27 protein-coding genes are annotated in these 19,973 nt (G+C 50.9%); 6 read left to right on the forward strand and 21 right to left on the reverse strand.

Annotated features, from left to right (window positions below):
• Positions 1–24: 24 nt before the first annotated feature.
• Together PG728_RS08685 and PG728_RS08690 are read right to left on the reverse strand one after the other, a co-directional pair.
• Positions 25–453: a polysaccharide deacetylase family protein gene (locus tag PG728_RS08685; RefSeq protein WP_270627103.1), complete on the reverse strand. Its 429-nt coding sequence runs from the start codon at positions 451–453 to the stop codon at positions 25–27.
• Positions 454–468: 15 nt separating this feature from the next.
• Positions 469–1,077, reverse strand: a complete 609-nt coding sequence (locus tag PG728_RS08690) for a major tail protein (protein WP_270627105.1) — start codon at positions 1,075–1,077, stop codon at positions 469–471.
• A 60-nt stretch (positions 1,078–1,137) separates the two neighbouring features.
• On the opposite strand from PG728_RS08690, the gene PG728_RS08695 reads away from it, so the two are divergent.
• Positions 1,138–1,650 carry a VanZ family protein gene (locus PG728_RS08695; RefSeq protein ID WP_270627107.1) on the forward strand — a complete coding sequence of 171 codons (513 nt, stop codon included), beginning with the start codon at positions 1,138–1,140 and terminating at the stop codon, positions 1,648–1,650.
• On the opposite strand, the gene PG728_RS08700 is transcribed toward PG728_RS08695, so the two are convergent.
• Genes PG728_RS08700 through PG728_RS08730 form a run of 7 tightly spaced genes read right to left on the reverse strand, consistent with a single transcriptional unit; the run spans position 1,647 to position 6,551 of the window.
• On the reverse strand, positions 1,647–1,991 hold the full coding sequence (locus tag PG728_RS08700) for a hypothetical protein (RefSeq protein ID WP_270627109.1): 345 nt from the start codon (positions 1,989–1,991) through the stop codon (positions 1,647–1,649). The genes PG728_RS08695 and PG728_RS08700 overlap by 4 nt on opposite strands.
• A complete protein-coding gene (locus PG728_RS08705; RefSeq protein WP_270627111.1) occupies positions 1,988–2,425 on the reverse strand; it encodes an HK97-gp10 family putative phage morphogenesis protein in 438 nt (145 codons plus the stop codon). The genes PG728_RS08700 and PG728_RS08705 overlap by 4 nt, the downstream gene beginning before the upstream one ends.
• On the reverse strand, positions 2,425–2,757 hold the full coding sequence (locus PG728_RS08710; protein ID WP_333558175.1) for a phage head completion protein: 333 nt from the start codon (positions 2,755–2,757) through the stop codon (positions 2,425–2,427). The genes PG728_RS08705 and PG728_RS08710 overlap by 1 nt, the downstream gene beginning before the upstream one ends.
• Before the next feature lie 15 nt (positions 2,758–2,772).
• The gene (locus tag PG728_RS08715; RefSeq protein WP_048707971.1) at positions 2,773–3,090 is read right to left on the reverse strand and encodes a head-tail connector protein; all 318 of its coding nucleotides are present in this window, start codon (positions 3,088–3,090) and stop codon (positions 2,773–2,775) included.
• 29 nt (positions 3,091–3,119) lie between these two features.
• Entirely contained in the window at positions 3,120–4,340 is a 1,221-nt protein-coding gene (locus PG728_RS08720; protein WP_270627116.1) for a phage major capsid protein, read from the reverse strand.
• A 22-nt stretch (positions 4,341–4,362) separates the two neighbouring features.
• Positions 4,363–5,238, reverse strand: coding sequence for a head maturation protease, ClpP-related (locus tag PG728_RS08725; RefSeq protein WP_270627118.1), 876 nt, complete (start codon positions 5,236–5,238; stop codon positions 4,363–4,365).
• Positions 5,235–6,551, reverse strand: a complete 1,317-nt coding sequence (locus PG728_RS08730) for a phage portal protein (RefSeq protein WP_270627119.1) — start codon at positions 6,549–6,551, stop codon at positions 5,235–5,237. Before PG728_RS08730 ends, PG728_RS08725 begins: the two co-directional genes overlap by 4 nt.
• 157 nt (positions 6,552–6,708) lie before the next feature.
• On the opposite strand from PG728_RS08730, the gene PG728_RS08735 reads away from it, so the two are divergent.
• Positions 6,709–7,365 carry a hypothetical protein gene (locus PG728_RS08735; RefSeq protein ID WP_270627121.1) on the forward strand — a complete coding sequence of 219 codons (657 nt, stop codon included), beginning with the start codon at positions 6,709–6,711 and terminating at the stop codon, positions 7,363–7,365.
• A gap of 57 nt (positions 7,366–7,422) precedes the next feature.
• Here PG728_RS08735 and PG728_RS08740 read toward each other — a convergent pair whose 3' ends face one another.
• From PG728_RS08740 to metK, 8 genes are all read right to left on the reverse strand, one after another.
• A complete protein-coding gene (locus PG728_RS08740) occupies positions 7,423–9,027 on the reverse strand; it encodes a terminase large subunit (RefSeq protein ID WP_270627123.1) in 1,605 nt (534 codons plus the stop codon).
• A gap of 75 nt (positions 9,028–9,102) precedes the next feature.
• Positions 9,103–9,396, reverse strand: a complete 294-nt coding sequence (locus PG728_RS08745) for an Nmad4 family putative nucleotide modification protein (RefSeq protein WP_270627125.1) — start codon at positions 9,394–9,396, stop codon at positions 9,103–9,105.
• A 179-nt stretch (positions 9,397–9,575) separates the two neighbouring features.
• Positions 9,576–9,911 (reverse strand): hypothetical protein, encoded by a 336-nt coding sequence (locus PG728_RS08750; RefSeq protein WP_270627126.1) that lies wholly within the window; start codon positions 9,909–9,911, stop codon positions 9,576–9,578.
• A gap of 104 nt (positions 9,912–10,015) precedes the next feature.
• Positions 10,016–10,465, reverse strand: a complete 450-nt coding sequence (locus PG728_RS08755; RefSeq protein WP_270627128.1) for a virulence protein — start codon at positions 10,463–10,465, stop codon at positions 10,016–10,018.
• Positions 10,459–10,674, reverse strand: a complete 216-nt coding sequence (locus PG728_RS08760) for a hypothetical protein (RefSeq protein ID WP_270627130.1) — start codon at positions 10,672–10,674, stop codon at positions 10,459–10,461. Before PG728_RS08760 ends, PG728_RS08755 begins: the two co-directional genes overlap by 7 nt.
• An 82-nt stretch (positions 10,675–10,756) precedes the next feature.
• The gene (gene dcm, locus PG728_RS08765) at positions 10,757–12,283 is read right to left on the reverse strand and encodes a DNA cytosine methyltransferase (protein WP_270627131.1); all 1,527 of its coding nucleotides are present in this window, start codon (positions 12,281–12,283) and stop codon (positions 10,757–10,759) included.
• 3 nt (positions 12,284–12,286) lie between these two features.
• Positions 12,287–13,543: a site-specific DNA-methyltransferase gene (locus PG728_RS08770; RefSeq protein ID WP_270627133.1), complete on the reverse strand. Its 1,257-nt coding sequence runs from the start codon at positions 13,541–13,543 to the stop codon at positions 12,287–12,289.
• Positions 13,515–14,705 (reverse strand): methionine adenosyltransferase, encoded by a 1,191-nt coding sequence (gene metK / locus PG728_RS08775; RefSeq protein ID WP_270627134.1) that lies wholly within the window; start codon positions 14,703–14,705, stop codon positions 13,515–13,517. Before metK ends, PG728_RS08770 begins: the two co-directional genes overlap by 29 nt.
• 106 nt (positions 14,706–14,811) lie before the next feature.
• On the opposite strand from metK, the gene PG728_RS08780 reads away from it, so the two are divergent.
• Positions 14,812–15,024, forward strand: a complete 213-nt coding sequence (locus PG728_RS08780; protein WP_270627136.1) for a hypothetical protein — start codon at positions 14,812–14,814, stop codon at positions 15,022–15,024.
• A 24-nt stretch (positions 15,025–15,048) separates the two neighbouring features.
• Here PG728_RS08780 and PG728_RS08785 read toward each other — a convergent pair whose 3' ends face one another.
• A complete protein-coding gene (locus tag PG728_RS08785; protein WP_270627138.1) occupies positions 15,049–15,621 on the reverse strand; it encodes a P27 family phage terminase small subunit in 573 nt (190 codons plus the stop codon).
• Between the two features lie 24 nt (positions 15,622–15,645).
• Between PG728_RS08785 and PG728_RS08790 the strand changes: the two genes are divergently transcribed.
• Entirely contained in the window at positions 15,646–16,317 is a 672-nt protein-coding gene (locus PG728_RS08790) for a hypothetical protein (RefSeq protein WP_270627140.1), read from the forward strand.
• 1 nt (position 16,318) lies between these two features.
• On the opposite strand, the gene PG728_RS08795 is transcribed toward PG728_RS08790, so the two are convergent.
• Positions 16,319–16,954: a hypothetical protein gene (locus PG728_RS08795; RefSeq protein WP_270627142.1), complete on the reverse strand. Its 636-nt coding sequence runs from the start codon at positions 16,952–16,954 to the stop codon at positions 16,319–16,321.
• 28 nt (positions 16,955–16,982) lie between these two features.
• Positions 16,983–17,423 (reverse strand): hypothetical protein, encoded by a 441-nt coding sequence (locus PG728_RS08800; RefSeq protein ID WP_270627143.1) that lies wholly within the window; start codon positions 17,421–17,423, stop codon positions 16,983–16,985.
• A gap of 265 nt (positions 17,424–17,688) precedes the next feature.
• Here PG728_RS08800 and PG728_RS08805 point away from each other — a divergent pair, with 265 nt between their 5' ends.
• Together PG728_RS08805 and PG728_RS08810 are read left to right on the forward strand one after the other, a co-directional pair.
• Positions 17,689–18,084: a hypothetical protein gene (locus tag PG728_RS08805; protein WP_270627145.1), complete on the forward strand. Its 396-nt coding sequence runs from the start codon at positions 17,689–17,691 to the stop codon at positions 18,082–18,084.
• 134 nt (positions 18,085–18,218) lie between these two features.
• Entirely contained in the window at positions 18,219–18,602 is a 384-nt protein-coding gene (locus PG728_RS08810) for a hypothetical protein (RefSeq protein WP_270627147.1), read from the forward strand.
• Between the two features lie 53 nt (positions 18,603–18,655).
• On the opposite strand, the gene PG728_RS08815 is transcribed toward PG728_RS08810, so the two are convergent.
• Positions 18,656–19,973 (reverse strand): glycoside hydrolase domain-containing protein (locus PG728_RS08815; RefSeq protein ID WP_270627149.1); only part of this gene is annotated, 1,318 nt, incomplete at its 5' end.

The raw sequence follows: 19,973 nt of genomic DNA on the forward strand, positions 1-19,973 counted from the left end.
TAAAGATTGCCTCGTCACTATCTATTAGGTGTCCTTTTTCTTGGTTTGCCCTTTTGGGGCTGGGGTCTCGGTCATGATTGCTCGCCGGGTGCCGCGTTGGAGTGCCTGGGCGATAGCCTCTCGGTAGTCAGCTAAATCTGCAGGCACAGTTAGGAGTTCTACTGCTTCTGCGGTTAGCTCTGGGCGCTTATCGTCTGGATGGGTGAGGTTGTGTATTTGTACGGACTGGTTAGCGAGCAGGGCGATGAGCCAGATTACCTCACCGAGTGACTTATCCATATCTTCGCTAGTTTCCAGGGCTTGACCTAAATGTTCTAGCCCTCCGTAACGTTGAGCTATAAGGCGGGTCGCGCGGGTAGTGAGAACTAGTTCGTATTCTTGACCTGCGATAGTGATTGTCGCGCTTTTTAAAGAGGGGCCACCTGTCGGGCTGGTTTGGGTTTTCGCTGTCATGGCTTACCTGCTGTTCTAGTTGTTAGTCGGTTTAATTCTGGTTGTAGCGGCAGGCTCATACACCTGGGTGTACCAGCTGGAGATCGTCTCAGCTTTCACGCCGACCGCTCCTTCGGTGACTTCAGCTTTCCATGGATGCTTGCCGGTAGCGTCGGGTTTGTTACGCCGCAGGATCGTTCCCTCAATACTCGGGGTAGAGAACGTGATCGAATCAGCCTTGGTCGCCAGCGTGGTTCCCGGCAGAGCAAATTTGACGCGGTAAAGCCAAAAATACTGGTACTTCCCGTTAGAGCGTGCAGCTCTAAAACCAATAGCCACGGGTGCGCCACCATCCTCAGAAGTGCTGATAAGTACCCCGTTGGCGTCCAGTCTCGCACCAGTTAAGGCAGCTGCAGCCTCTGCCCCGAGATCATCAACCCCAAGAGTGAGCGTTCCAGATTTGAATTCCTTGACAATCTCGGATGCCCCGTCATCGGCATACAAAATCGCCTCAGCCACCTCCACAGACAATTCTGCAGATATTGCTTTAGCGAGCGGTTTAGGAACGGCATAGGTTTCCTCACCACTGGTGGAATCTTCGCTAATGCTCGCGTAGTAGAGCTTGTCTAAACCAATAGTTGCCATGATGTTTCTCCTTTTGGGTAGTAATTTTCGTTAGATGTCATCGAAAGATAGAATTGGGACATGAGAGAGAAAAAGCGATGCTTGACCTATGCGGTGTTCGGGATTTATCTGCTCTTGTTGTTGTGGATGGTGCTGTTCAAATTCGCCACCAGCGTTGACGACATACTGAGCATGCGGCATGCGCGCTACTTAAATCTGATCCCATTTACAGATTCTGCGAATCTTTACGGGTCGAACTTCTTTGATGAGATCGCGGTCAACTTCCTTATTTTCATCCCGTTTGGCATGTACATGAGGATGTTGTTGAAACGGCGCTCATGGTTAATTCAATTGCTCCCACCGTTTTTAGCAAGCGTGGCATTCGAGGTCGTTCAGTACGTTTTCGCTATTGGGGTCAGCGATATCACCGATGTCATAATGAACACTGCTGGAGCCGCTACTGGCTTAGCAGTTTTTGCTCTGCTAGCCAGATTCTGGCCTGAAAAGAGCGAAAAAGTCATTAACGTCACCGGGTTAGTCCTGGAGATCTTGTTCATCGGATTTTTGACTTTCCTCATCATTGCAAACTCTTAAGGACAGGCTCTAAAACTCGAAACATCGATGGAATAGTGGTGAAAACCGGTATCCGCCTCGTATCCGATATAGCGGCGGGCGGTCACCGTCAGCCCTGCATCAATTAGGGCTCGGGTGAGCTGGTTACGCAGCCCCAGGTAGTTGGTCTTCGTGAACAGTGCGATGCGGACTTCTTCGACCTCAATACCGGGGGTGTTGTCGGCGAAGATGTCGAAAGAATCTGTTAACGGGGTGAAGACTAGATACGTGTCTGGGGCTGGGGAATCGGTGTAGCAGCTGACTGCATAGGAGAGCCCGAGTTGTTTAGCTATGTGGCTTAGGTTTTCTAAAAGCCCGCTCATGGTTTCACCTGCTGGATTCGCGTAGCTAGGGTTTGTTTCATTGCGTCTATTGCGGCTCGCTTGGTTTGTGAACGCGTGGGAGCTAGAAACGGGCGGGCTGGTTGATTGCTTCTTCCATGTTCGAGGACGTTAGCGATTAGTGCGTTAGCTCTACCATCGTCTCGGTTCTCGGCGAAACCAACTTTGACGTTGTAGTCTCCGCGGCTATTGACTTTTACTGGCGCGGTTCCTAGCGCTTTGGCGAGCTGACCGGTAGAGCGCGAGGGTCGTTTTGTATTCGAACCGATTGCTGCAGAAAGGTTAGAGCGCATACGCGGCTCCACGATATTAGCCCCGGCTTTAAGCACTTGCTCAGCGGAGTTATCAAGGATGTTGCTGGCTGAGTCGAGTGCGTCAATGAAATCGTTGGGAAGCTTGATTTGTACGCGAGCCATCAGGGTGTTCCTTCTGCTTCGGTGCGGTGAGCCAAAATTTCGACATAGCGGCCGAGGTATTCGACCGCATCAATAACACACCTGCCGTGTGCGGAGCTGATTTGCATCGCCTCGGTTATTTTTATGCCGGGTATTGCTCGGATCCTAAATAACAGGTCTGCTTTGGTGTAGGCGGCGCGGTTGACCCAAGCCGGTGAAGCGTGCCGCACTTCCATATATGCGCGCACCGAAGCTATAACCTCGTCACGAGTCGTGGCGAACCCGGCAGCGTCCTTAACCACTACAGGTTGTATTAGGTCGATGTGCTCGCTCATTTTGCCTAGCGTTGCCACAAGGCGTGCCTTTCTTTAGATTTTCCAGTCCCGATCCAGGCGAAGCAGGGTGTTGACTGCGTTCCACACGGCGCGGGCAGCATCGGTTTTGTCTGCCCAAAACCCGGCGGTTGCTCCATCTCTGGATTCGTAGAAATGGGTGGCGAGCATGATAATGCCTTGCCGGGTTGCCTGCGACATGGGCTCCGTTTGGTAGTAGCCCTCGGGCAGATGTTGGTAAGCGGTGGCATAGGAGATGGCAGCCAAAACAAACGAGGCAATCAAAGAATCATCCTCGCTATGGTCGACCAGTAGATTCTGCTTGACTAAGGCCATGAGTTCGTCTGTTTTCATGGCTGCCACCTCCTAACTATTTTTATGGTTTACCCTGCGGTCTTTTGGGTAAGCACCTTGATCGCTTCGGGCAAGACGAGCTTGCCGTCTAGGCGTTGGGAGGCGAGGAACCCGATCTGCCCGGTGGTTGCAAATAGCTCGTTTAGGCGTTTGAAGGAGCGGCCTTGCCGGTCAGCAATCCAATAAAAACCGAGGTCACCGAACGCTACTGTGCGCGCCCCTGCTTTAAGCTCAGGTGCAAAAACACTGGTGTAGACGGGTCGGCCAAGGATCATGTCTGGAGTCCCAGCAGTTATCGCCGGTTGCCACAGGTACTGCCCGTTACCGTCCTTGAGCTTTCGTACGGTTTTGACGGTTGCATCGTTCATCAGCCACACCGCGCGCGCCCGGTAGGGGGAGCGCAAACTATAGTGCAAATCGATGAGTTCATCAGCGCTAATGTCGGTAGGCTTGGCGCTGGTCACGCCAGAGTCTGCGCCCCCGGTGGGATTGAAGATGCCGGTGGGTTTACCTTTACCATCGCCAACCAGGAAGGCTTCTTCTTCAGCAGCTCCAATACGGCGAGCAAACTCGCTCGCTAGGTATTGTTCAACGTTAAACGCTGCATCGTTGAGCAGTTCTTCGCTGATTTTCAGGAAGGTACCCAACTTGTATGCCGACAGGGAGATTTGGGTGAAGGCTTCATCGGATTCGCTATATGGTTTGCCTTCATCCAGCCAGGTAGCGGTGCCATGGGTAGACACGACAGGGATCTTACGATCCCCGCTGGTGGTCTGAATAACCTTGGCGAGGGTGCGCATGATGTTTTGGTCGGCTAAAGACTGCACTAGGGTGCGTTCGAACTCGTCAGGTACTAGGTATCCGCCCTCAGAATCCACGCCCTCGCTTAGCGCGTTTCGCACTTCCATGGGGGAGGTGTTAAGCCGCATCGCATCCCAGAATGCGTGTTTGTAGGAGGCGGTAGCGCGGGCAGGCTTCGCCTTGCCCACATTCTCGTCTGATCCAGCACCTGGTGTTGCTGTGATGGGTGCCCGGGTTGCCTTGGCAAGAGTGTTTTCTAGGTGTTCGGCTCGCTCACATCGAGCAATCTCGCCGCTAAGTGCCTCAATTTCAGCCTCCATTTTGGCGTAGGCCGCGTCATCTTCGGCGTTTAGACAGCCAGTCTCGCTATCGCGGCGCTCATCTAGAAACTTCTTAGCCTTATTCCAGGTTTGGGCGCGCCGGGTATACAAATCAGTAACAGTAGTCATAATGGAATATTTCCTCTCTTAGTTAATGGGGTTGGTTGGTTAAATGGGCGTATAAATCAACAACCCGCCGACCACAAGAGGCAGCGGGCTTTAAACAAGGATGTTCACTTACAGGAGGCGGCGGCCCGGGAGGGGCAGCACTTTTACCGTGCATAGCTAGTTGGGCAACAAGTTGTTGCTCTGAAACCTTTCTGGAAAACACCACGCCGCGCTCATTTTTCGCTCGCCCCGGTACTTTCTTGCTCACCGATTCTTCATCCTCTCCATCACCAGGATCATCACCCTTGTCAGGATTGGCCTTATTGGGTTCGTCGTCTTTGTCTGGAGCAGGGGCCTGTTTACTGGTGAGGATTTCATTTGCGAACCCCAAGTCGATAGCAGCTGTTGCGTCCATCCATGTCTCCATATCCATGAGCTTGGACAGTTTCGCTCGGGACAGGCCAGTTTTTAGCTGGTAGGCGTTGATAATCGAGTCTTTGACCGATTCGAGCATGTCGAGGGCACGCGACAGCTCGGTTTTATCACCCATAGCGAGCGTGGCGGGATTATGGATCATGAGCATCGAAACCGGGCTCATTGCCACCGTGGACGCCGCCATAGCAACCACAGATGCCGCCGATGCCGCGATCCCGTCAATATTCACCGTGACTTTACCGGGATAATCCAGCAGCATGTTATAGATACGAGCAGCTGCCACTACGTCACCGCCAGGCGAATTCAGCCAGATAGTGACCGGCCCAGACCCCGCGTTTAACTCGGAGGAAAAAACCGCTGGGGTTATCTCATCATCTAGCCATGATTCCTCAGCGATAACCCCGTTAATACGCAAAACCCTTTCACCCCTATCACTGTTCGAGCTGGTTTCCTGTGGGGTTAGCCAGTTCCAAAAACGCTTCACATTCTCCTCCTCAATAGTTGGTTCTCTTTAGGTTCTTCCTCAGGCACTTCATCACCCGGATCGCCTTCTTCGGCTTGTTGGGAGTCGGCATAAGCCCCAGCCATCGGAAGCGGGAGCATGTTTCCGTTCACCAGGTACAGATCCCCGCCGTCAGCCGCCTCTATCCGGTCAAGGTTTTCTAACTCTCGGATATCGTTAGCGCTCATCCACCCGTTTTGGCGAGCTACCGCGTATCCCTCCATACGCGACTGGTAATCCCCGCGCAGCAGCCCTTCAACGTTGAACTTCACAAACAGCTCGCTCTTTTCCCTCGGGGTGAGCAGGGTTCTACTTATGGCTTGTTCCCAGCGGATTACCCACGGATCAAGCGTGTACTTCACAAACTCGAGACTCTGCTGCTCAATATTGCTAAAACTCGATTTTTCGAGGTCACCGATCATGTGGGGCGGAATACGAAATATTCGGGCGATTTCGCCCACCTGAAACTTCCGTGTTTCTAAAAACTGTGCCTGCTCCGGGCTTACCGAGATCGGAGTGTATTTCATTCCCTCCTCAAGCACCGCAACCTTATTGCCGTTCTTCGCGCCACCAAACGTTGCCTGCCAAGACTCACGCACCCGAGAAGGGTCTTTGATCGTGCCGGGATGCTCGAGTACACCGCCAGGAGCCGCACCATTAGCAAAAAATGAAGCACCGTAATCTTCGGTAGCCTGCGCGAGCCCGATAGCGTTTTTTGCCATCGCGATCGGGGAATAACCAACCAACCCATCAAAACCAAGACCTGGAACATGAAGCACATCGCTAGGGGTAAGCCGAATGGTTTGGTACTCTCCTGCGGGTTCGTCCCAGCTGGTTTGGTACTCGTAATACAAAGCCTTGCTGTCCAGATCCCTTCCTACGCTCATCCGATTCGGTTGCAGCGGATACAGCCCGATCACTTCGCCTAGACCGTTACGCACTACCTGAGCAAACGCGTTCCCCCACAACAACAGGTGCGTCATAAGCGTTTCTCTAAACACGAAGCTGGTCATCTCGGGGTTAGGTTCATCATGCAACAGCCGATACAAGCCGTGATCGACTGCTTTTTCCTTGCCGCCACCGTCCTTGTAACGGTATACGTGCAGGGGCAGCCCGGCTATCGCCTCAGCCAAGATCCGCACGCACGAATACACGGCGGTCATTTGCATCGCCGAGCGCTCCGTCACCGGCCGGCCAGAAGATGTCGGCCCGAACAAGAAACTGTAACTAGAGCCGATCAGGTGATCATCACTTTTTCGGCTAGTGGTGCCGCGTAGCCAGTTGAATAGGCTCATGATCACGCTCCTAAAATTGAGACTAGGTGAATTTATCTGATGTACTTGACGTGAGTGGTCGGAGTGTGATTACATTGAGGTACGGAGGCGCAGAAAGCGTTATCCAGTCCAAAAAAGACACGTCACCTCGGTGACCTGATCGAAAGGAAACTAAATCATGATGTATTCATTTGATGAAGCCACGTATGGCTTTGAAACTGCCAAGGAGATTCTTGGGGTCGGCTCGAACACGATGACGAAGCTAATCGATCTCAATCTGATTTCTGTTTATCCGGATGGGGCAAACCAAAGGAATCAGAAGTATGCAGGATGGGATCTAGGTTTCTTAGCTTCAGCTAGAAATCGTCCCCTACACCTTGAGCAAGGAGAACAGGCTCTTATCGCATCGATAGGTTTGGAGGATGCTGAAATGGTTCCCTCTCCTTATTTCGATGCTACGTGGGGTCGAGACTGGTGCAAGAAGCCTTTAGAAGATGTGAAAGCAAACGTCTCACCAGAGGTGTGGAAACGGATATGCGCTGGCACACTTCGAGTTACTGGACACTGGAGAGTCAAGCAAGAAGATGTTGACTCACTCGTTGAGAACCAATCAATCTTTCTTGCATCCTATGCAGGATTCCTCCTTGAAGGCGGCAGAATTATTGACTGGATTCCAGGAGTGAACAGTGATTCGGGTGGACGCTGTTTCCTCATCAAGCCTTTTGATAAGCATGAGCGATACCAGTACGCCCACAACTATCTTGCTTCACGGCAAGGGCCAATGAACAAGGTATGGACGGCTGAAGAACTCGCTGAGCTAGCAACCGACGAGTAAACATCGCTGCCAAGAAATGAGTGTGGCTGGGGAACGCGGTGCATTTCCCAGCCACGCTCATAGTACGAATAGCCCGCGCGAGTCATACACGCTCCCACCCATGCTCGCGTTGCCGCCGCGTATGGCTCTGTCGAGGGCCATGATGGTGGCGACGACTCCATCAATCTTCTCTGTGGATTTTTGTTTGTCGGGTTTGATGTTGCCGGCTGGGTCGGTGCGCACGTGAATGTTATCGACCATCCAGGCCAGCACCGGGTGCCCGCCGTGCGCGAGCTTGCCCTCCAACGCCAACTTCATCAGTTCCTTAGATGGTGGGGACATGTCTTTGAAGCCTTGCCCAAACGGCACTACCGTGAAACCAGCATCCTCAAGGTTTTGGCTCATTTGGACCGCGCCCCACCGGTCGAAAGCGATTTCTCGGATATTAAACCGGGTGCCAAGATCCTCAATGAACTTCTCGATATACCCGTAGTGCACCACGTTGCCCTCAGTCGTGAGTAGGTGGCCTTGCTGATGCCATAGGTCGTAGGGGACGTGATCCCTAGAAACTCTGAGTTTGAGGTTGTCTTCGGGTATCCAAAACCAGGGCGCGACCGTGTATTTGTCATCGTCATCCGTGGGTGGGAATACGAGAACGAAAGCAGTGATGTCGGTTGTGGATGCCAGGTCGAGGCCGCCGTAACAAACACGGCCTTCTAACTCATCCAAGTGGACTGGGTCATCGTTTTTGTTCCAGACGTGCATGGGCATCCACCGCACAGACTGTTTGACCCACTGGTTGAGCCGCAACTGTCTGAAGGTGTTTTCTTCAGCCGGATTCTGTCTGGCACTATTACAAGCGTCCCTAACTTTCTGGATTGGCACCGTCACGTCCAAGGATGGGTTGGCTTTATGCCACACGGCTTCATTAGTCCAATCATCATCTTGCGCTGCCCCATATATGACTGGATAGAAAGTGGGGTCGATCTTTTTGCCCGCAAGGATGTCTTGGGCTTTTTGGTGTTGTTCGTAGCAGATGCTGTGGGTGTCGGTGCCGGCGGTTGTGATCAGGAAGTACAGTGGCTGGGTGCGAGCATCCCCACTGCCTTTGGTCATCACGTCGAAGAGCGCTCGGTTGGGTTGGGTGTGTAGCTCATCGAATACCACTCCGGAAATATTGAATCCGTGTTTGGAATAGGCCTCGGCGGATAGTACCTGGTAGAAGGAATTGGTGGGGGAGTAGATGATACGTTTTTGGCTTCTAAGGATCTTTACCCGCTTGGCTAGTGGGGGACACATTCTCACCATGTCGGCTGCCACTTCGAACACGATGGATGCTTGTTGCCGATCGGCAGCACACCCATAAACTTCAGCGCGTTCTTCGCCGTCGCCGCAACACAGCAAGAGTGCGATAGCGGCGGCTAGTTCAGATTTGCCTTGCTTTTTAGGGATCTCCACGTAAGCGGTAGTGAATTGGCGAAACCCGTCAGGTTTTACCACCCCGAAAAGGTCGCGAATGATTTGTTCTTGCCAATCAATCAACTTAAAAGGTTTTCCTGCCCACCGACCTTTCGTATGCTTTAAAGCTTGGATGAACGCGACCGCAAAGTCGGCTCGGCGCTTGTCATAGCGCGAGCTTTCAGCCATGAACCGGGTCGGGTGATATTCAACTAGCTCACGCATACGAATCAGTTACCTTCTATTGGTTAAAAAGTCAGTTACTACCAGCGATAACAGGCGCCCTTATGCCCGGCGGGGCTAGGCTTCGGGCAGATTAGCTAACGCCCAGGCGATCGCATGTCCAGCGTCAGCGAAAAGGTGGTCTGACTTCGCGATGAGTTCGAGTTCGCATTCTCCGCGGCCCCTCGAGTTAGGCCCGAACCCGCTGACGGGTTCTTCCATCAACCGGTAGATTTGGGCGTTGTTGCCAAATCCTTCAGTCTTGGTCCAGGTAGCAAAACTTGCTAGCGTGTAGCCTCCGTAGGCAAGAACCGTCCCGTAGGAATCAACGCGCATCTGGAGGGTTTCGCTGGTGACCTTTGTGCTGTTCATGGCTGTTTCCTTATCTGTTGTGTACCGTTTCGGTATGTATATACAGCCATAGACCCGCCTATTTATCCAGTTATTTTCCGCCTATTTTCAATAAAACTTAGAGATGTGCATCTCTAGTTCATAACGCTTCACGATAAAGGAAAACCCCACGCCAGGTGGGTTTGCCTGTGTGTTTAGTTTTAACGGGGCAGGTGGTAGTTGACAACGTTTCCTGGTGTAGCATGCTCAAGTTCACGCACCATCGCTGCTGCCCGCCCGTAGCCCTCGGTGACTTGTTCGATGTTGTCTAGGTTCAACGCTCCGTAGGCGGTGGTTTGCACCCGCCATTGATCGGTTTCAAAATCCTGGTCAAGCTCCGGGGTGTAGGGGAACAGTGGGGAAGGAACAATAGAAATCGCGACCCGGCCAGGTTCGATCTCAATGCTGGTGATGGTGTATCCCAACCGGTTAGCACGTCCGATAAGGCGTTCGGTATTTTCTTCCTCGACGCTGCATTCAGCTTCTTTGGTGTTCATGGCTGTTTCCTTTCTTTGTGTACCGTTTCGGTATGTATATACAGCCATAGACTTCGCCACTTATCCAGTCATTTCACCGTTTATTTTGCCTAATAAATAGTGGTTTACATCTCTTGGTTAGTGTTTATTAGTGGCGGGGTTTTCCACGCAGAATTGCCGCTTAATGGTGCAAGTAAAATCTTGCGTACTTCCTTATTTTCTTTACCAGAAAGACCGATGCGGTAAAGCAGGGAACGCAGTTCATACTTCTCATTACTTACCTGGCTTGTACTTCGGGTTACGGTGCGGTGGATCCGTTTGGCGTAGGCGATCAGCTTCGTTAAGAACTCGGTGTAGGCAGTGATCTTCTCGAACTCGGGCAGCTCATCCCACCAAGGAAAACTCAGCCCCTCACTACTGGTGGTGATGCTAAGCTGGCTCGCGCCGAGCGCTTTAGCGATCAAGTCTTTCTTGGCTGCAATAAGTTCATGCAGCCTTGCCAGCTCAGTCTCATCAAGCGTGGCGGGCAGGGTGACTACGAGCCCGTAGTTTTCAGCCTTTTTGGTGCTCACCATTGCTCATCCTCCTCACCATCAAACTCGATGCTTTGAACGTCCATCCATGTGCGGATGAGGCGCATGAAGTCTTGTGGGAAGTTGGAGACGATCATTTCTACGTGCTCGTAGCTGTGGTCTTCGGCTGCATCCCACACCGCACCAATATCGGTCAGGTCGACTCCGAGGTTTTCGATTTCTTCCAAGTCGGCGTATAGCTGTCCCATCATCACCAAACCCTCTCTTTCTTGCTGGTTGTTTGGTCATGTATATACAGCCATAGGTTCGCGGGCTTATCCAGTCATTTTCGCCTTAAAATCCAGGAGTTTTAGTGGTCTCGGCCGCTATCTGGGAAAGCACGAGTTTGGCGCACGGTAAAGCTATCCCGTTTCCCCACAGCTTGTATAACGCCCGGTCGGTTCCAGGATTAGCCAGCCATTTGCGTACTTGGTTGCGGGTTTTAGGTCTTTTCAATCCTTGTGCCTTGGCCCAGCTAGCCCAGACTTGCCACCAGTAATCCAACTGTGAATCTGTAGGATCGCTGATTGCTAAATCTCGTGTCCAATCATCAGGGAATCCTTGTAGGCGGGCACACTCGGTTGGGGTTAAGCGTCTCACGCGGTATTCGGGCACGCAAGGGTCAGTGACCAGGGGCAGCTCAGTAGAATCCGAAGCCAACAATGCGCCAGCAATATTAACGTTTCCTCGGCAGAAGAAGTCCGCCTTCGACGCCGAGATGACATCGGGTTGCATGATGGCGATACCGCCTTGGTTACAGGTCGGAGCTATCCCTGACGTATCGAGCGTCTTTGATACCTCGGTGGGATAACCATACCTGCCCACTGCCGCGCCGCGTCCCTCATGTAACGCATTGAAACCGTAGGCGGTAGCGATGATGGGAGTATTGCCTCCGCCAGTGCCGTAACGAGCGGTCACGGTTGGTGCTATCTGGCATGGTCCGCCCACTCTGGCATCATGAGGATGATGGTCAAACAGTAGCGGCTCAATAATACTCTGATCGTTACTACATCCGAGCGTGCCCGACAGATTTGTTTGCACGAGCGGGCCTTTACCGCCACCAGGTTTACCTGCCCGCATCCGCAAGGCGAACACATCTAAAGATTTGCTTGCCTCGTGAGTGCTCGCTCCAAGATTGGTGGGAGGGTTTTGCCTTTCACTGCAGCCCGGCGCAAGATCCCGGAACACGCGTTGGGGCTCAAAGAGTATGTGTCCGGCACGCTCGCTTGCAAAATCGCAGATAAGGTAGATTCTTTTGCGTCGTTGGGGTACTCCGAAAAATTGCGCGTCCAATACTCGCCACGCAATACTCCACTGGTCTGCCACGATCGCTCCGGCTTTTTGCCACTTTTGTACTCGAGGTAGGTCAGCCGCTGCCGTTTCGTCGACAACCGAGATGAGGTTTTGCAGGACGCTGTGGAAGTCTGCCCCTTTATTGCTTGAGAAGGCTCCGGGCACGTTTTCCCAAACAGCGAATCTTGGATATAGACCATGACTTGCCTTTCTCATTTCTCTGATGACTCTGACAGCTTGGTGAAATAAACCCGAACGCTCGCCAGCTAAACCTGCCCTTTTACCTGCCACCGACAGGTCTTGGCAAGGAGAACCAAACGTGACCACATCCACCGGCTCTAGCTGACTGCCGTCAATATCGCAGATGTCGCCCAGGTGTTGCATTTGCGGTAAACGCGTGGTGGTTACCAGGATCGGGAAAGGCTCAATCTCGCTCGCCCACACAGGTTCGATACCAACCTTGGTGGCGGCGAGAGGGAATCCTCCCGAGCCATCAAAAAGCGAGCCAAGCCTTAAAGTTTGTCTCACGAGTTAGCCTTTCTCCTTGGGACGCTCAACCTCTTTCACCAGATCCAGGTAGGCATACTGCTTGCCACCACGCTCACACGTGATCCCTGCTGCGTCTCCGGTTGCTTCCGCATAGCGGCGCAGAATCACGGAAGCGTATTTCTCATCTAGCTCCATCGCGTAACAGGTACGGTCAATAGCTTCTGCAGCCATTAGCGTGGAACCAGACCCAGCAAAAGTGTCGAGGATGATTGCGTTGGTTTGGGTGGAGTTACGAATCGGATAAGCCAACAAATCCAACGGCTTCGAAGTCGGATGGTCACTGTTTTTGCGGGGCTTGGCAAAATTCCACACCGTGGTTTGTTTGCGATTCGCATACCAAGCGTGAGAGCCGTCTTTCTTCCACCCATAAAGCACCGGTTCGTGCTGCCACTGATATGGGGAACGACCAAGTACAAGGGAGTCTTTAACCCAAATACAACAGCCCGACAGGTAAAAACCAGCATCTTGAAAAGCGCGACGGAAGTTCAATCCTTCAGTATCGGCATGGAAAACATAGGCTGACCCGCCCTTATCTAAGGATGCCGCCATGTTGGTGAACGCAGCCAGCAGAAACTCATAAAACGCGTCTGCGTCTTGCTTATCACCTGCGATTTTCAGGCCGCTAGATGATTTGAAGTCCACGTTGTAAGGCGGGTCTGTGACCACCAAATTAGCCTGTTTGCCATCCATCAAGGTTTCAACATCGCCCTTGTTCGTGGCATCCGCGCACATCAGGCGATGCCTACCAACCCTCCAGATATCGCCTTTTTCGACAAAGGCTGCCGCTTCAAGGGCGGCGTTCAGGTCGAAGTTATCGTCCTCGATACTGTCGCCGTCGAGAGAACCTATCAACTGTTGTATTTCGGCTTCGTCGAAACCGGTGAGTTCAACCTCGAAATCGGAAGCATCCAGGTCGGCTATGAGTAGGGCGAGTTTGGATTCGTCCCAATCGCCACTGATCTTGTTTAGAGCAACGTTGAGCGCTTTTTCGCGGGTTTCGTCTAGCTCAACGACCACGCAGTCCACGGTTTTATAGCCCAGATCGGCGAGTACTTTCAGGCGCTGATGCCCACCCACAATATTTCCGGTGGTTTTGTTCCAGATGACTGGCTCTACATACCCGAACTCGGTAAGGGAGCGTTTGAGTTTGTCGTAGTCGAGGTCACCGGGTTGTAAGTCTTTGCGAGGGTTGTAGTCAGCTGGGGTGAGATCAGTTAGCGCTATTTGCTTGATGCGCATGGTTTTTCACCGCCTTAACAAGCTCACGGCTAGTAGTCCAGGTGTCTTCCCACTTGCGTGTGTAATCCCCGAAATGTCCATACGTCGAATAGCGCACATAGCCGGGTGCTCGCAGCCCAAACTGGTCGATGATCGCTGCTGGTCGAAGATTGAACACATCTCGAGCGGCAGCCGTAATGATTTCGTCGGTGTATTGGCCGGTGCCGAGCGTGTCGATAGCAAAAGCGACCGGGTCGGCTTTACCAATCGCATAAGAAATGCTCACTTGGCACTCTTCAGCTAGGTGCGCATCCACCACCGTCTTGGCGATCAGCCGCGCCATATAAGCACCCGAGCGGTCAACCTTCGACGGATCCTTACCGGAAAACGCTCCACCACCATGTCCGGCCAGCCCGCCATAGGTGTCAACCATCAACTTCCTACCGGTGAGTCCGGTGTCGGCTTTAGGGCCGCCCTCCACGAACCGCCCGGACGGGTTGATCAACACAACCGTGTCCTCATCTACCGGTAGATATGGCTGGCATGCTGGACCGATAATCATCGAGGTGATTTCACGTCGCAACTCATCGAAATCCTTGGATTTATCGTGCTGGATGGAAACCACAACAGTTTCGATGGATAGCGGTTTGCCTACCTCGTTGTAGCGCACCGAAACTTGTGCTTTACCATCCGAGAAGATCCCAGTGATGGTGCCTTGCTTGCGCGCGTCATCTAGCCGTTTACAAATCTCGTGGGCTAAAACAAGAGGTAACGGTAAACGCTGTGGTGTATCAGTGCAGGCATAACCGTAGACCGTGCCTTGATCACCAGCCCCCTGAAGACAATAAGCAGACTCATCGCCATGGCGAGCCTCTAAAGATGTGGTCACGCCGTCGTTAATATCGTTAGATTGACGCCGCACCCACACGTACACCAAAAATCTCCACGGCTTATAGCCAGCTGCAGTCAGGGCTGTGCGTACGCAATCACGCAAGTCCACACGAGCATTAGTGCTGATTTCACCGGTGACAATAATGCGTCGCCCAGTAGCCATGACCTCTACCGCGACGCGGGCGTTGGGATCGGCGTTGAGAATTTCGTCGAGAATCTGATCAGCAATTAAATCGCACAGTTTATCGGGGTGACCGATACACACTGCTTCAGCGCTGCGAACCATAGTCATAGGAATGCCCTTTCAGTAGAAAAATCAAAAGAAACAAAAACTCCCCACCATGTCAGTCAAGAGTGGGGAGTGAAGATAAAGAGGCGAACCCGAGTCATGTGCGATAATGGAATACGTGCAAGACGAAACGAGTAAACCTAATCCGCCAGAACCTTCCGGCGGCAATGGTAAGGCCGTGGTTTACGGAATGATTGCCGGGATGATGGCCGGCATTATCTTTGGGTTCATTATGAACAATATTGCCTTAGGGTTAGCTATCGGCATAGGAGTTGGGATGACGCTAGGGGCAGGCTGTAGCGAAACAAAAGGCTCCAAATAACCCCGGGAAACAACTAGGACGCATCTACGAGCGTGCTTTCAGCAACTGCTCCATAACCTCATCACCCGGAGCCGCACCCGAATAGTCACTAGTGCAGTTAGATCGCACAATCTCAAAAATCTCATACCAATACACGTTTGCCTGTTTACCAAAAGACTGGGACATGGCGACGAACGGGGAAGCGATAGCAGCCCCGGTAGTTGGGTGCTTGCCGAGCAAACCGAACTTGGAGATCGCCTGCTCACACTGCACATACCGGGCGAAAGCCTGGGCGTAGGCCTCAATCAGACGCTTAGAAACAAACCTCGTGCAACCACGCTCATCCAACCACCGCCACGTCTCCCGATACACCAAATCAGCACCCAAGGGTTTGCCGTCACGCTGGATATCGCTTAAGTATTCAGAGGGTTCGGGCATCACCTCACCAGTAAGCACCGCGCCCGCGCCAACATCTGCACCCTCGAAATCAAAAGGAGACGCTAGCGGATCTTCCAGGCGAGTAGCAGGCAGACCCTTAGCGAGTTTCTCACTGAGCGGGTCTGGTTTCGCGCCCGCCCGCACCCGGCGACCACCACGATTAGTTCCATCTTTCGCCACTGAAGTAAGCCTTACTGTTAAAATATGATTTTGAAAATGGTTCGAGAGATTTTGGTAAGTATGCGGACAAATCGTACGTATTTCAATCGCAGTGCTGTATGGCTGTGTTTTCTGTTTGCCTCACTACTGGGTCTTCTCATGTTTCTAGCGCAGATTTATTATTCAAAAGATAGTGTGGTACGGGGCGCGCCTATCCTACTACTAGGAAAACCCGTCAATATTCTGCTACTTCCTGCCGCTATTTACCTAGTTGTGTCAGTTTTAGCTTTAATCTTGTTTATCGCTACGCTGAAGCAAACTAATAGTGACATTAAAAAGAGATGGGTAAAAGCAATTCTCATGGTTGCGTTTCTAACAGGCACAGTAGCTTGTGTAGGGACTGTCATTAACATGGACAGTTACGGCATAGTTCCCTCTAAGCAAGACGATACCAATTGTCGGGTTATCTATTCGTGGGGAAATAGCGCGATGCATCACAGGTTTGGGCGATTCTATACCGTGTCGAACAATTTTCATCTTGGCGTTAAAACGCCGTATTCGTGGTCAGCCAAAGGCTCAGGAAAAATAGATGACACCGCCTGGGAAGTGCGCTGGGAATCAGGAATCGGGACGCTCCGTACTTATTCGAGTATCGGAATAGACCCTGATACAGATATCCCAGCGCGCTTCACCTGCAAAATAGCAGATTCGCGTTGATCTACGGCTGAGATATTGAACAGCTTGTGTTGATAAAGGATTGAGCAACGTCGGTCTCGCCCTTTGTGAGTGGGTAGACGGCGTCTTGTAAAAATATCTCAAAGTCGGGGAAATGATTGATGTATGAGCTTTTCTTGAATGATTCAAGCTTGGCAATATCCCGATCTACTTTCTTAAAGTCTTTCTCTTGGCTGTGCTTGACAGCTTCAACTAGCCAAGCACATTGCCAATCTGAGGCAGCTGAAGCTGCAAAGTAGCCATCTTCGTATTTCACAAGCTCAGGAGCCGGAGAATCTGAGACGCCCGCACTCCGTTCGGATAACCGTGATTCAAGAGTGTGAGCTTGCGCTGTGAGCGAATCAAAACTCTCTCCCTCACTATAGTGGTACCCATCAGGCATCGTAAGCTCAGCCATCACAGCCGCGCGTTCTGCCTTTTGTTGCTTTTGCGCCTGCGTGAGATTCTCAGAAACTTTGCGTAAATCTTCTGCAGCTTGCTGTGTGTATGCAGACTCCCCTGGCGTGTCTTGAGCCGTAGCCGACTGCTTTGATCCAAACAGTGCGAAAAAGACGATGAGTACAAGTGAAAGTGGAACCAGAATATAAAGAGAATGGCTAATCGCTACTCGACGTGACATAAGACCCCCTTAAAAGTATCGTGCTATTTTAATATGAAATAGAGCCGGTAATAGTTGCTACTTGTGACCCCATGGAAATACTGCCTTTGGTGTTAATCGCAAAATTGGTAGCAAAGGGGTTCGAACCCTCTGTGCCAGGGAAAACACCTCGCATAGTCTTTTGTTCTGTTTCTATACGAGTGAATTGTTTTTGATTACTTTTGTAGCGAAGTCCGACAGTCCATCTAAGTGCTCCACCACTTGCTCCCCATGTACCTCCCCACCAGTAAACAGGAGAAACAGATGCGTTAATTCTGATAGGGCTTCTGTATGGCTTGTATCGATACGTAGAATACTGAATTAGATAGGAAGTAACCCTTGCTCCCTTGAGATTATCTGTTTTTGCATATGCTGGTGTAGTGATACAAAAACACATAACAAGCGCAGCGATAGTGGACAGGCATAACAGTTTTACATGTTTGGCAGACATCCTCGCTCCTCAAAGAATTCAATTTTTGTGATACTTGGTACCAGGATAGAATATGACTTTACTGGTTTTCAATAGAGATTTGTACGATATTTTACAAAAAATCTGTTGATTTGGCTTCCCGGTCAAAGCGTGGAGCGAATCTAGTTTAGTGCTAACAGACGCGCTGTCGCCTATTCGTGAAATCTTTAGCCACGCTTGTTGTTCGCCTCCATCTATGATGGTAGTTAGATGCTAAGAAACTAACTATTACAGAATCAGGTCAATCGTGCGTAGAAGAATTGTCCTTGTTTATCTCAGGCAATTGCTGTGGTGGTTAGGCTTACTGCTTTTGCTGCCATCGGTTTTAATACATGTCGATGAACACTGGATTATTAAAATACTATCTAACGCTCCGAGCGTTGAAAGCGTATCTCCGTTTGTAGATGGGAACGACTTTTATACGCATAGAGCATTCTTTGCATTATTTATCTTAAATACATTAGGCTACTTTTTTTGGTTTGCTAACCGGATTATCTGGTTTATTGGAAAATGTGTCGTTACGATTCCTGAAAGTATTTCAGATCAGCGCTCACTAAAAATATTTACGGGTACTGTAACAGTATTATTTTTCATTCTGTCATTATGGATTTATTTCGTTTCAGCTATCATTTCTTTTCCATAAGCATAGTAAGAAATCCATTGTGTGGGTGTATGAGGCTATTCTTCATACACCCGCACAAAAAGGAGTTGTTTTATCGGTTTCGATATCGGCGTTCCTCCTTTCTGTGTAGACTTTCCTGCGAGATAATGAACAGTGTGTTGCAGCTGAAAACAAAGGATAGGCTTGTTGTAGTCAAGCGTGTTCTGTGGTGGATTGGTCTCGTATTGTTACTACCAGCATCTGGTGGTTGGTTTAGTGACTTTCCAGTCGCTGTTTTTCAGAAATATCCCTATCAAGTCACCTTTTCATCACATATCTGGGTTGGCAGAATGGTGTGGTCAACAGTTATAGGGTTAGTCTGCTGGGGTTTTGTGGGGCTCATTAACTGTTTGATTTTAATTAATAACACTTTGCCCACAGTGCGATCTCAATCCATAATCGTCAGAGTCTTTGTCGCGCTGGTGACGTCTCTCATCGTATTATCAGCTGTAGCTGCATTAGTGTTCCTACTTGTGGATGTCAGTGGCATCCCTCAGTGAGCGAGTACGGGAACGTGTACTCGTTCACTGAGGGATAATGATTTGCTCGTTGACTACCTGTGAGGATTGGCAAGGAATGCAGCATATCCTCTTGCGAGAGTAGCGGCTTCGTTCTTAGTTGGAAGCTTGTCTGCTCCTGACGCGCTCAGAAGTTTTTGCTTGCCGTAACTGAAGTCTTCGAATACCCAGATATCAATGCCGTTAGCCAGTCCTTGAAAAGCTGAAACAAGATTATCTGCACTGGCTCCAAAGCGGTCGCGATAGAATCGTTTAATACGATTGCTTTCGCTTGAGGAAAAAGTGTCGCGCATAGCTTCCGAGAGTGAGATTTCCGATGGGTTATTCTTCATTTTATGTGCGATTAACCAAGCGTCCGCATCTGCAAGCACATCGTCGTATCCGAAACCTTTACCATTGCTAATATGTCCAAGATGCTTGTACAGCCATTTAGCAAGATCACTAGCGGAGCCTTCACGCCTATAGTTACCCCAGATCTGTAGCAAATCCAGCGGCCACCCTCCAAGATCGCCTAGGGTGTAAGTCGAGTTATTATCTGCGAATCCCCAGGTTAGATAGCCTAGTGCAGTCGCTGCCATGTGTGCGATATCGCGACGTGGAAGGGTGCCCTTGATGCGAGGTTGATCCTCACACTTGTTAGCGCAGACCAATCGCGCGCTTTGAAGATCCTCGGGAGTGGGAATTTCTGGCGTGTATATTCTCCATAACCCTAGATATTTATCTCCCCAATATTCGGGTTTGCGTAGCCATTCAAGAATAAATTCACCGATGGAGCTGCGGTACGGCGCTATTGTATTGAAAGTTCCTGAGAACGCGTTGATGCACTCGTTTTCAGTTGTGCTTACCCATTGGAGTAACGGATCAGTGTCTGGAGTTGCAGGATCGGGATCTGGCGTAGGTACAGGAATCGGGGAAAGCACACTGGCGCAGGCACTTACACGCCCTGAATAAGCTACGCGATCGAGATCCCACTTTCCTCGGTATCCGCTGATTTCGTGGAATTGGTCGAACACCCAATTCTTGGGAATAGAAAAACCGAGGTTTCCTGAAAAACCGGTGGACATATCGGAAACGAAAGACGCAACCGAATACCCTGCTTCAGCCACACGAGCACAAATATTACGCGAAGCATAAATACCCACGCCATAACCGCCACCAAGGTTCGCGCTAACTGCACGGAAGTACGGGAGAATATTGCTTGTCACTTCTGGATCAGTGGCGTCGCAATCTACGGCGAAGTAGATGATGGTGGGTGGCACACCGAGTCGTTGTGCTGCTGCTTGTGCTTTACGAGCATGGAGAGCACCATTTTCTGCACTAAAATGTCTCAGTTTAGTCGAGTACTCTTGGAAT

Origin of the sequence: Varibaculum timonense (assembly GCF_027694345.1) — a bacterium.
GTDB classification, from domain to species: Bacteria; Actinomycetota; Actinomycetes; order Actinomycetales; family Actinomycetaceae; genus Varibaculum; species Varibaculum timonense_A.

Coding starts and splice junctions, on each gene's coding strand:
- PG728_RS08800 (WP_270627143.1), bottom strand. CDS start 17,423: ATGTCTGCCAAACATGTAAAACTGTTATGCCTGTCCACTATCGCTGCG.
- PG728_RS08685 (WP_270627103.1), bottom strand. CDS start 453: ATGACAGCGAAAACCCAAACCAGCCCGACAGGTGGCCCCTCTTTAAAA.
- PG728_RS08695 (WP_270627107.1), top strand. CDS start 1,138: ATGAGAGAGAAAAAGCGATGCTTGACCTATGCGGTGTTCGGGATTTAT.
- PG728_RS08795 (WP_270627142.1), bottom strand. CDS start 16,954: ATGTCACGTCGAGTAGCGATTAGCCATTCTCTTTATATTCTGGTTCCA.
- PG728_RS08750 (WP_270627126.1), bottom strand. CDS start 9,911: ATGAACACCAAAGAAGCTGAATGCAGCGTCGAGGAAGAAAATACCGAA.
- metK (WP_270627134.1), bottom strand. CDS start 14,705: ATGACTATGGTTCGCAGCGCTGAAGCAGTGTGTATCGGTCACCCCGAT.
- PG728_RS08735 (WP_270627121.1), top strand. CDS start 6,709: ATGATGTATTCATTTGATGAAGCCACGTATGGCTTTGAAACTGCCAAG.
- PG728_RS08760 (WP_270627130.1), bottom strand. CDS start 10,674: ATGATGGGACAGCTATACGCCGACTTGGAAGAAATCGAAAACCTCGGA.
- PG728_RS08730 (WP_270627119.1), bottom strand. CDS start 6,551: ATGAGCCTATTCAACTGGCTACGCGGCACCACTAGCCGAAAAAGTGAT.
- PG728_RS08705 (WP_270627111.1), bottom strand. CDS start 2,425: ATGGCTCGCGTACAAATCAAGCTTCCCAACGATTTCATTGACGCACTC.
- PG728_RS08790 (WP_270627140.1), top strand. CDS start 15,646: ATGATTTTGAAAATGGTTCGAGAGATTTTGGTAAGTATGCGGACAAAT.
- PG728_RS08715 (WP_048707971.1), bottom strand. CDS start 3,090: ATGAAAACAGACGAACTCATGGCCTTAGTCAAGCAGAATCTACTGGTC.
- PG728_RS08690 (WP_270627105.1), bottom strand. CDS start 1,077: ATGGCAACTATTGGTTTAGACAAGCTCTACTACGCGAGCATTAGCGAA.
- PG728_RS08700 (WP_270627109.1), bottom strand. CDS start 1,991: ATGAGCGGGCTTTTAGAAAACCTAAGCCACATAGCTAAACAACTCGGG.
- PG728_RS08780 (WP_270627136.1), top strand. CDS start 14,812: ATGGAATACGTGCAAGACGAAACGAGTAAACCTAATCCGCCAGAACCT.
- PG728_RS08770 (WP_270627133.1), bottom strand. CDS start 13,543: ATGCGCATCAAGCAAATAGCGCTAACTGATCTCACCCCAGCTGACTAC.
- PG728_RS08740 (WP_270627123.1), bottom strand. CDS start 9,027: ATGCGTGAGCTAGTTGAATATCACCCGACCCGGTTCATGGCTGAAAGC.
- PG728_RS08755 (WP_270627128.1), bottom strand. CDS start 10,465: ATGGTGAGCACCAAAAAGGCTGAAAACTACGGGCTCGTAGTCACCCTG.
- PG728_RS08745 (WP_270627125.1), bottom strand. CDS start 9,396: ATGAACAGCACAAAGGTCACCAGCGAAACCCTCCAGATGCGCGTTGAT.
- PG728_RS08720 (WP_270627116.1), bottom strand. CDS start 4,340: ATGACTACTGTTACTGATTTGTATACCCGGCGCGCCCAAACCTGGAAT.